General features: G+C 71.4%; 9 protein-coding genes. 1 reads left to right on the forward strand and 8 read right to left on the reverse strand.

All coding sequences use genetic code 11. The annotated features are described in order from the left end of the window. Window positions 1-190 precede the first annotated feature (190 nt). A complete protein-coding gene (locus D7X32_RS41280) occupies window positions 191-1015 on the forward strand; it encodes a KpsF/GutQ family sugar-phosphate isomerase (RefSeq protein WP_438359010.1) in 825 nt (274 codons plus the stop codon). Between the two features lie 10 nt (window positions 1016-1025). Here D7X32_RS41280 and D7X32_RS41285 read toward each other — a convergent pair whose 3' ends face one another. From D7X32_RS41285 to D7X32_RS41320, 8 genes are all read right to left on the reverse strand, one after another. Beyond that, complete coding sequence (locus D7X32_RS41285) at window positions 1026-2402, reverse strand: tetratricopeptide repeat protein (protein WP_120607998.1); 1377 nt, start codon at window positions 2400-2402, stop codon at window positions 1026-1028. Then, window positions 2399-2938, reverse strand: a complete 540-nt coding sequence (gene folK / locus D7X32_RS41290) for a 2-amino-4-hydroxy-6-hydroxymethyldihydropteridine diphosphokinase (RefSeq protein ID WP_120607999.1) — start codon at window positions 2936-2938, stop codon at window positions 2399-2401. Before folK ends, D7X32_RS41285 begins: the two co-directional genes overlap by 4 nt. Further along, complete coding sequence (locus tag D7X32_RS41295; RefSeq protein WP_120608000.1) at window positions 2935-3702, reverse strand: fumarylacetoacetate hydrolase family protein; 768 nt, start codon at window positions 3700-3702, stop codon at window positions 2935-2937. Before D7X32_RS41295 ends, folK begins: the two co-directional genes overlap by 4 nt. Continuing rightward, a complete protein-coding gene (gene dapB / locus D7X32_RS41300; protein WP_120608001.1) occupies window positions 3699-4517 on the reverse strand; it encodes a 4-hydroxy-tetrahydrodipicolinate reductase in 819 nt (272 codons plus the stop codon). The genes D7X32_RS41295 and dapB overlap by 4 nt, the downstream gene beginning before the upstream one ends. A 14-nt stretch (window positions 4518-4531) precedes the next feature. Continuing rightward, a complete protein-coding gene (dapA, locus tag D7X32_RS41305; RefSeq protein WP_120608002.1) occupies window positions 4532-5419 on the reverse strand; it encodes a 4-hydroxy-tetrahydrodipicolinate synthase in 888 nt (295 codons plus the stop codon). Between the two features lie 16 nt (window positions 5420-5435). After that, window positions 5436-6677, reverse strand: coding sequence for a diaminopimelate decarboxylase (gene lysA / locus D7X32_RS41310; RefSeq protein ID WP_120608003.1), 1242 nt, complete (start codon window positions 6675-6677; stop codon window positions 5436-5438). Next, complete coding sequence (locus tag D7X32_RS41315) at window positions 6674-6889, reverse strand: hypothetical protein (protein WP_120608004.1); 216 nt, start codon at window positions 6887-6889, stop codon at window positions 6674-6676. Before D7X32_RS41315 ends, lysA begins: the two co-directional genes overlap by 4 nt. A gap of 3 nt (window positions 6890-6892) precedes the next feature. Further along, window positions 6893-8617: TIGR04551 family protein (locus tag D7X32_RS41320; protein ID WP_120608006.1), on the reverse strand; the 1725-nt coding region annotated here is incomplete at its 5' end.

An 8617-nucleotide genomic window follows, 5' to 3' on the forward strand; every position in this document is an offset into this window, starting at 1 on the left:
CGCGCCCTCCCCCGCCTCCGTGCGTCCCGAGGCCCGAAGCGCCGACGACGAGGCCGCGCTCACCTACGCGCGCGGCGTGCTGGAGGCGGAGGCCCGCGCCATCCTGGGCGTCACGGACCGGCTGGGGGACGCGTTCCTGCGCGCGCTGAAGCGGGTGCGCGACTGCCCGGGCCAGGTGGTGGTGACGGGCATGGGGAAGGCGGGCCACATCGGCCAGAAGCTGTCCTCCACGCTGGCGTCCACCGGCATCCGCTCCGTGTTCCTCCACCCCGCGGAGGCCGTGCACGGCGACCTGGGCCGCGTGGGCCAGGGCGACGTCATCCTCGCGCTGTCCAACAGCGGCAGCACGGAGGAGCTCCTACGCCTGCTGCCCCTCTTCAAGCGCATGGGCACGCCGGTGGTGGCGCTCACCGGCGACGCGGACAGCCCGCTCGCGAAGGGCGCGGAGGTGGTGCTGGACATCGGCCGGATTGAAGAGGCCTGCCCCATGGGGCTGGTGCCCACCGCGTCCACCGCCGCGCTGCACGCCGTGGGCGATGCGCTGGCGATGACGTTGCTCCGCTCGCGTCCTTTCGGGCGGGACGACTACGCGCTCCTGCACCCGGGCGGGAAGCTGGGGCGCTCCGTGCTGCGCGTCTTCGAATTGATGCGCACGGGCCCCGCGAACCCGCTGGTGCTGGACACCGCGCGGCTGTCGCAGGCGGTGGTGGTGATGACCAACACGCCGGGCCGGCCGGGCGCCGCGTGCGTGGTGGACCGCGACGGGAAGCTGGAGGGCATCTTCACCGACGGCGACCTGCGCCGGCTGGTGGAGAGGGGCCACACGGACTTCGAGGTGCCGGTGCGGCAGGTGATGGGCAAGCGCCCGCGCTGCATCACCCCGGACACGCTGGTGCTCACCGCCGCCACGCAGATGCGCGAGCTGAAGGTGGACCAGCTGCCCGTGGTGGACGTCGAGGGCCGCGCGGTGGGCCTGCTCGACGTCCAGGATCTGCTGGCCGCGAAGTTCGTCTAGGCGCGAAGCACTACTGCGACAGCTTCGCCTGGAGCGCGGCCTTGTTCGGGTAGTTGGGCACGTCCTGGGCCAGCTTCTCCCAGAGGGCCTTGGCGCCCTTCGCGTCGCCCTTGGCGAGCAGCGTGTCGCCCAGCTTCTCCACCGCGCCCGCGTCGGACTGGAGCGCCACGCTCCACACGCGCGCGCCCATGGGACGTCCCAGGCCCACCAGCGCCCAGGCCATGCCCGCCTTCGCGCGGCCGTTCTCCGGCTGGAAGGGCACCACGCGGGTGTAGTTGGCCAGGGCCTCCTGGTAGCGGCCGCGCGCCAGGTGCTCCTCGCCCTCCTCCACCAGCTTGGTGAGGCCCGCCTCCAGCTCCGGCGTGCGCTCGGTGTTCTTCACCGCGTCCACCATCTCTGGCGACAGCGGGCGCGGCGCGTCCGGCGGCAGCGCGGCGGCCTGCGCGGTGGACTGGGACAGGCGCACCTTGCGGTCCGCGGCGCGCGACGCGAGCCACTTCCGCCGGCCCCCCGCCTTCACCGTCTCGTCGATGCGCACGCTCAGCTCGCGGGCCATGGCCGCGCGCGGCGATTCCGGGTTCGCCGTCACCAGCGCGTCGAAGCCTTCACGCGCGGACTTGAGCGCCTGGAGGTCCTCGCCCTTCGTCTCGAAGAGCAGCGAGGAGTGGGCGTAGAGCGCCTCTTCATGCCGGGGCTCCACCTCCAGCACGCGCGCGTACGCCTTCAGCGCGTTGGCGCTGTCGCCGCCCAGGTACAGCGCGTTGCCGCGCAGCACGTCCACGTCCATCGCGGGCACCAGCGCGGCGCGAGCGCACGCGGCGGCGCCCGCGGTGTCACCCGACTTCGCGCGGGACTGCGCCACGGCCTCCATCGCGTCCAGCGCCTGGCCCGGCGTGAAGCCGCAGTTCGCGGCCTCCGGGGTGGCGATGGGGGCCTTGCCCAGCTTCTTCCGGGACGCGAGGAACAGCGAGCGCACGCCGTCCGCCTTGGCCTGCGCCTGGCCCAGGTAGGCCAGCGCCTCCGTGTTGCGGCCGTTCGTGTAGTAGAGCTTGCCCAGCGACGAGGCGATCTCGAAGGTCTTCTCCCGCTCGCGCAGGCCTTCCGACGAGTCGAGCTGCTTCATCAGCTCCTCGGCGGAGGGCGGCAGCTTGTTCGCGTCCACGGTGGGGTGGCCCGACGGCAGCGGCGTGCCCGGCGCCACGGGGGAACCCGCGGGCATCGTGGGGTGGCCGGGAGGCAGCGCGCCGTTCGCGGCACCGGAGCCGGCACCAGGACCCATGGTGGGAGACGCCTGGGTGCCGGGCGGAATCGTGGGGTGGCCGGGAGGCAGGGGGGTGGGCTCGGCCGCGAGCAGCGCGGCCGTGGCCAGGACGAGGGACAGGCTCATAGTTCGTGGACGGGGAAACGGGCGCCCATGTCGGGCCAGAAGAGGGCCTCGCGCTTGCGGACGTCCTGGGGGGCGAGCTTCGCGAGCAGTTCCTGCACTGTCATGCCCAGCACCGGGTGGCGGGCGTCGGGGGCCAGCTCCGCCAGGGGCTCCAGCGCGAAGCGGCGCTTGTGCAGTTCGAGGTGGGGCACCTGGAGGTTCGCATCCGCGACGACGGAGTGGTCCTCCTCGTCCCACAGGAGGATGTCCAGGTCGATGGTGCGCGGGCCCCAGCGCTGGAGCCTGCGGCGGCCCAGGTCCTGCTCGATGCGCTGGAGGATGCACAACAGGCGCTGCGGCGTCAGGTCGCAGTCCAGCGCCACCACGGCGTTCAGGAAGCGCGGCTGCGCGGGACCCACCGGCGCGGTGTCATAGAGCGAGGAACACCCCAGCACCGACACCGCGTCGATGCACGACATCGCGGCGAGGGCGGAGACGAGGTGGGACTCGCGGTCGCCCTCGTTGGAACCCAGTCCTACATAGACGGTCGCACTCAAGGCTCCATCTCAACCGGGTTCACCAGGGTTCCGATTCCCTCCAGCTCCACCTCCACCGTGTCCCCCGCCTTGAGCGCACCCACACCGGACGGCGTGCCCGTGCTGACCAGGTCGCCGGGCAGCAGCGTCATGATGTGGGAGATGAAGGAGACCAGGCGGGCGGGGCTGAACACCATGTCGGACGTCCGGCCATCCTGCCGCACCTCTCCGTTCACCCGGCACACCACGCGCAGGTCCGCGGGGGACAGGCCCGTCACGGCCCAGGGGCCCGCGCAGGCGAAGGTGTCGTAGCCCTTCGCGCGGGTGTGCTGGATTTCCTTCCGCTGGATGTCGCGCGCGGTGACGTCGTTGAAGGCGGTGAGGCCCCAGATGGCGCGCGCGGCGGTGGCCTCGTCGGCGTTCTTCAGGCGCTCACCGATGACGAGCGCCAGCTCCGCCTCGTAGTGCACTTCCTGGCTCGCCTTGGGGAGGCGGATGGGAGCGCCCGGGCCGTTGAGCGCGGTAGAGGGCTTGGTGAAGATGAGCGGCTCGGTGGGGATGGGCTTGCCCATCTCCTCCGCGTGCTTGCGGTAGTTCTGCCCGATGCAGACGACCTTCGACGCGTCCGACGGCGTGAGCAGCGTGAGCCCCTTGAGCGAGCGGCGCAGGCCGGTCTCCTTGCCACCGGCCCACGGCGCGGCGGTGAGCACCACCACCTCGTTGCCGTCGACGCGGCCGAAGCTGGCACGGCCCTCGACCTGGAAGCGGCAGTAACGGGCGGTCATGTCTTCCCCTGGAGGCCGAGCACGTCGGCCATGTCATAGAGTCCCGGCGCACGGCCCGCCACCCAGCGCGCGGCCCTCAATGCCCCTTGCGCGAACTGATCACGATTCGTCGCGCGGTGGGTGAGTTCGATGCGCTCGCCCTCGCCGAAGAAGTAGACCGTGTGCTCGCCCACCACGTCCCCGCCGCGCAGCGCCTGCACGCCAATCTCACCCGGCGGCCGGGCGCCCGTCTGCCCCTCGCGCGCGAAGGTGAGGTCGTCCTTCGTGCGGCCCAGCGCCTCCACCAGCACCTCCGCCAGCTTGAGCGCGGTGCCGCTGGGCGCGTCCTTCTTCATGCGGTGGTGCGCTTCCAGCACCTCCACGTCGAACGAGGGCCCCAGCACGCGGGCCAGCTCCGCCGCCATGCGGATGACCAGGTTCACGCCCACGGACATGTTGGGCGCCGCGACGATGGGCACGCGGCGGGCGTGCGCTTCCAGCTGCGCGCGGCCCTCCGGCGTGAAGCCCGTGGTGCCCACCACCAGCGCCACGCCGCGCTCGGCGCAGATGCGCGCGTGCTGAAGCGTGGCCTCCGGACCGGTGAAGTCCACGACGACGTCCGCCTTCGCGCCGTCCAGCGCGCGGCCCAGGTCGTCCTGCGCGAGCACGTCCAGCGGCGTGCCCAGCCGGGCCACGAGCCCCGCGTCCTGTCCCGCCAGGGGACTACCGGGGCGCACCGTGGCGCCCACCACCGGCAGGTCGCTGGCGGCCTTCGCCAGGCGCACCAGCGTGCTGCCCATGCGGCCGGAGATGCCGGTGATGACGGTGCGGGTCATGGCGCGTATTCCCTTCAGGCCTTCAGCAGTCCCAGCCCGGACAGCTCTTCCTTCAGCTTCGCGGCGTTCGCCTCGCCCATGGGCACGAGCGGCAGCCGGAGCTCCGGACCGAACATGCCCATCAGGTGCAGCGCCCACTTCACCGGGATGGGGTTGGACTCCACGAAGAGCAGCCGGTGCAGCGCGTTCATCCGCACCTGGATGCCGCGCGCCTTCGCGATGTCGTTGCTCCGCGCCGCCGCCACCAGGTCCGCCATCATGCGGGGCGCGACGTTGGCGGACACGGAGATGACGCCCTTGCCGCCGCACGCGATGAAGGGCAGCACCGTGAAGTCGTCGCCGGACAGGAACGTCATCCGGTCACCGCACTTCTCCACCAGGTCCACCGTGCGGATGAGGTTGCCCGTGGCCTCCTTCAGCGCCACGACCTCCGGGATGTCACACAGCTGGAGCACCGTCTCCGGCAAGAGGTCCACGCCCGTGCGGCCCGGCACGTTGTAGGCGATGAGCGGGAAGCCGGGGTGCGCCTTGGCGATGGCGCGGTAGTGCTCCACCAGGCCCGCCTGCGTGGGCTTGTTGTAGTAGGGCGTGACGATGAGCGCGCCGTTGGCGCCCACCTCGCGCGCGCGGCCCACGGAGTCGATGGTTTCACGCGTGCTGTTGCTGCCCGCGCCCGCCACCACCGGAACCCGGCCCTTCACCTCGTCCACGACGACGGCGATGGCGCGCGCGCGCTCGTCCGCGTCCAGGGTGACGGCTTCGCCGGTGGTCCCCATGGGCAGCAGCACGTTCGTGCCGCCGTCCAGCTGGTAGCGCACCAGGGCCCGGAAGGCCCCCTCGTCCAGCGCTCCATTGAGGAACGGAGTGGCCAGCGCCGTCATGGAGCCTTCGAAGGTCTTCATGCCGGCGCTTATACGTTCAGGCCCGCTCGCCGCGCCAGAGGTCCTCGACCCGCTCGCGCTCCCGCACGACACGCCAGGCGGCGCCGTCCACCAGCACCTCCGCCGGACGGGGGCGCGAGTTGTAGGTGGAAGCCATGCTCATCCCGTAAGCCCCGGCGCTCATGAAGGCATACAGGTCGTCCTGGCGAGGCAGCACCAGGGGACGTGCCCGCGCGAGCACGTCCGTGGACTCACACACCGGCCCCACGACGTCCACCTCCACGTCCCGGCCGCGGCGCTTCACCACCGGCTGGATTTCATGGTGCGCCTCGTAGAGGGCCGGGCGCATCAGGTCGTTCATGCCCGCGTCCACCACCACGAAGGTGCGCGCCTCGGTGGGCTTGCGGTACAGCACGCGCGTGAGCAGCACGCCCGCGTTGCCCACGAGCGCCCGCCCGGGCTCCAACAGCAGCGTGGCGCCGGTGGCCTCCGTCGCGGTCCGCACCGTGCGCGCGTAGTCCTTGGGGCTGGGCGGCGTCTCGTCCGAATAGGTGATGCCCAGGCCCCCGCCCACGTCCAGGTACTCCAGCGCGTGGCCCTGGGCCTTGAGCGTGACGTAGAGGTCCGCCACCTTGGTGATGGCGGCCTTCATGGGCGCGGTGCGCGTGAGCTGCGACCCGATGTGGCAGTCCAGCCCCAGCGCCTTCAGCCCCTTGAGCTTCTTCGCCTTCGCGTAGAGGGCGACCGCCTCCTCGAAGGGCACGCCGAACTTGGACGTCTTCAGGCCGGTGGAGATGTAGCGGTGCGTGCGCGCGTCCACGTCCGGGTTCACGCGCAGGGCGAACGGCGCGCGCTTGCCCAGCCGGCGCCCCACCGCATCCAGCGCCTCCAGCTCCTCCGCGCTCTCCACGTTGAAGAGCAGCAGGCCCTGGGAAAGCGCCTGCGCCATCTCATCCGGCGTCTTGCCCACGCCCGCGAACACCGTCTTGCCGGGCTCGCCGCCGGCTTGCTTCACGCGCGCCAGCTCGCCGCCGGACACGATGTCGAAGCCGCTGCCCAGCCCCGCGAAGAGGCGCAGGATGGCCAGGTTGGAGTTGGCCTTCACCGAATAGCAGATGAGGTGCTTCTGCCCCTGGAACGCGTCCGTCACCGCGCGGAAGCGCTCCGTGAGCGCGGCGGTGGCGTAGACGTAGGTGGGAGTGCCCACCGCGTCCGCGATGGCGGAGAGGGGCACCCCTTCGGCGTGCAGCACGCCCTTCTTGTAGTCGAAGGCGCTCACTCGGGCAGTCCTGCGTCCGTGCTGGACGGCGGCACCGTGGGGCCGGAGGGCTCCACGGGTCCGCGCGGCGGCTGCTGCGCGGGCACCGTCTCCGCCGTGGGCGCGGGCAGCGGCGCCGGACGGGGCGCGCGGGGGCTGCCCTTGATGCCGCACGCCACCAGCGCGAGCGTCAGGCTGGTGGCGGCGCACAGCCGCAGGAAGGAGGAGCGCATGGATTAGAACCGGATGGCCAGCATGCCGCGGATGGCGTGCGCGGTGCTGAGCTCCTGGCCCGGCAGGCCCAGGTCCTTCAAGGCATCCAGGGGGAAGAGGATGCCGTAGTCGATGCCCGCCACGAAGCCGTCCTCGGTCATGTAGCGCGCGCCGATGTCCGCCTCCAGGCCCAGCGCCTTGCTGGCGTAGGACGGCGTGGACTCCGCGTAGAACGCCTGCGAGTAGATGACGCTGCCGAAGACGTCGAAGCCCTCCGCGATGGAGTACTTGAGGCCCGGCTTCACGTAGAACGCGTCCGTCACCCCGTTGAGGATGGACCGCCACAGGATGAGGTCCACGCGGTAGTCGCGGTTGAAGCGGAAGTTGCGGATGGCGTTGTCGCTGCAGCCGCCGCTGTCGCAGCTGTACTGACGGCCCTCCACGTCGCCCGGCGCGGTGTTGCCGTCCGTCCCCGAGCCCTGGCGGCCCGGGTAGTTGCCGAAGCCCGGCGCCTTGTCACCGGAGGCGAAGCCCAGCTCGATGCCCAGGTGCAGCTTCTCCGGGATGACGTGGAACTCCGTCTGGAGCACGCCGCCGAACTGCGCGACGCGCAGCGACTGGGTGGTGGGGTCGTTGGCCGTGAGCGCGCGCCCGTCGATGGTGCCCAGCTGCGCGGCGAACTCCGCCTCGATGCGGAACTGCTTCTCCGCGTACTTGAACCACAGGTCCGGGATGTACAGCGTGCCGCCGCGCGGGACGAACGGCGGCGCGGTGACGGTCGTGGGGTTGGAGGGGTTGGCGTTCTCGAAGGGGACGCCCGTCTCCGTCGTCGTCGCGTAGCGCTGCGTGCGGTAGGTGAAGTACAGGCCGTAGTTGAGGACGCCCTGGTTGTTGTCCAGCTTGGCCTTCTGCTGCTGGTCGGTGTCGCGCCGCGCGATGGCCAGCACCAGGCTGTGCGCGTCGTCGGACTGGGTGAGGTCCACCGGCTCGCCCAGGGCGTTGGCCTTCTCCGTGGACAGCCCTTCCGAGTTGAAGTCCAGCATGGGCGTCACGTACCAGCCGGCGAACGGCTCCGTGACGAACTGGATGCGGTCCACCGTGTCGCCGTAGTCGCAGTCCAGGCAGTTGCCGTCGTTGCGCAGCATGCCCACGCCCCAGTGGCTGCCCATGCGGCCGAAGCGCAGGATGCCCACCGGCGTCGTCACCTCACCGTACGCGCGGCGGACATGGACGGAGTCCTTGAACGCGTTGACGGCGGAGTTGGACGGGGACTGGTTCTCCGAGAAGAGCGTGAAGTTGTTGCGCCCATCCCCGCTGTAGGCGCTGTCCGGGTTGGAGCCCAGCAGGATGTTGTCCAGCGCGTCCACCTGCGCCTTGATGCGCACGTCCTCGGAGACGTTGAAGGACGGATCCAGCCGGAAGCGCATGTTGGCGCCCGCCTGGGTCTGCTCGGAGGCGGAGCGCGGCGAGCGCGTCCACAGCTGGCGGCCCAGGGGCGTGCCGGTGGGCAGCGCGGGCTTGCCCAGGTCGAACTTGTAGAAGAGCGTGGGGCGCACGCGCAGGTAGCCGTCCAGCGTGAACAGCTCCAGCTTGCGCTTCTCCTCCGTCCACTCCTCCTGCCAGTCGTTGCTGGCCACGGCCTGGGTGGCCGTCTGGGCGCGGATGTCCTCGCGCAGCTCCTGCCGCGTGGCCTCCAGGCGCTGCTCCAACTCCTCGCGGCTGACGGAACCTTCAGTGGGGGTGGGAGC

The organism is Corallococcus carmarthensis (assembly GCF_003611695.1).
Taxonomy (GTDB): Bacteria; Myxococcota; Myxococcia; order Myxococcales; family Myxococcaceae; genus Corallococcus; species Corallococcus carmarthensis.

Coding starts and splice junctions, on each gene's coding strand:
- D7X32_RS41280 (WP_438359010.1), top strand. CDS start 191: ATGGGGAAGGCGGGCCACATCGGCCAGAAGCTGTCCTCCACGCTGGCG.
- D7X32_RS41285 (WP_120607998.1), bottom strand. CDS start 2,402: ATGAGCCTGTCCCTCGTCCTGGCCACGGCCGCGCTGCTCGCGGCCGAG.
- D7X32_RS41295 (WP_120608000.1), bottom strand. CDS start 3,702: ATGACCGCCCGTTACTGCCGCTTCCAGGTCGAGGGCCGTGCCAGCTTC.
- dapB (WP_120608001.1), bottom strand. CDS start 4,517: ATGACCCGCACCGTCATCACCGGCATCTCCGGCCGCATGGGCAGCACG.
- dapA (WP_120608002.1), bottom strand. CDS start 5,419: ATGAAGACCTTCGAAGGCTCCATGACGGCGCTGGCCACTCCGTTCCTC.
- D7X32_RS41315 (WP_120608004.1), bottom strand. CDS start 6,889: ATGCGCTCCTCCTTCCTGCGGCTGTGCGCCGCCACCAGCCTGACGCTC.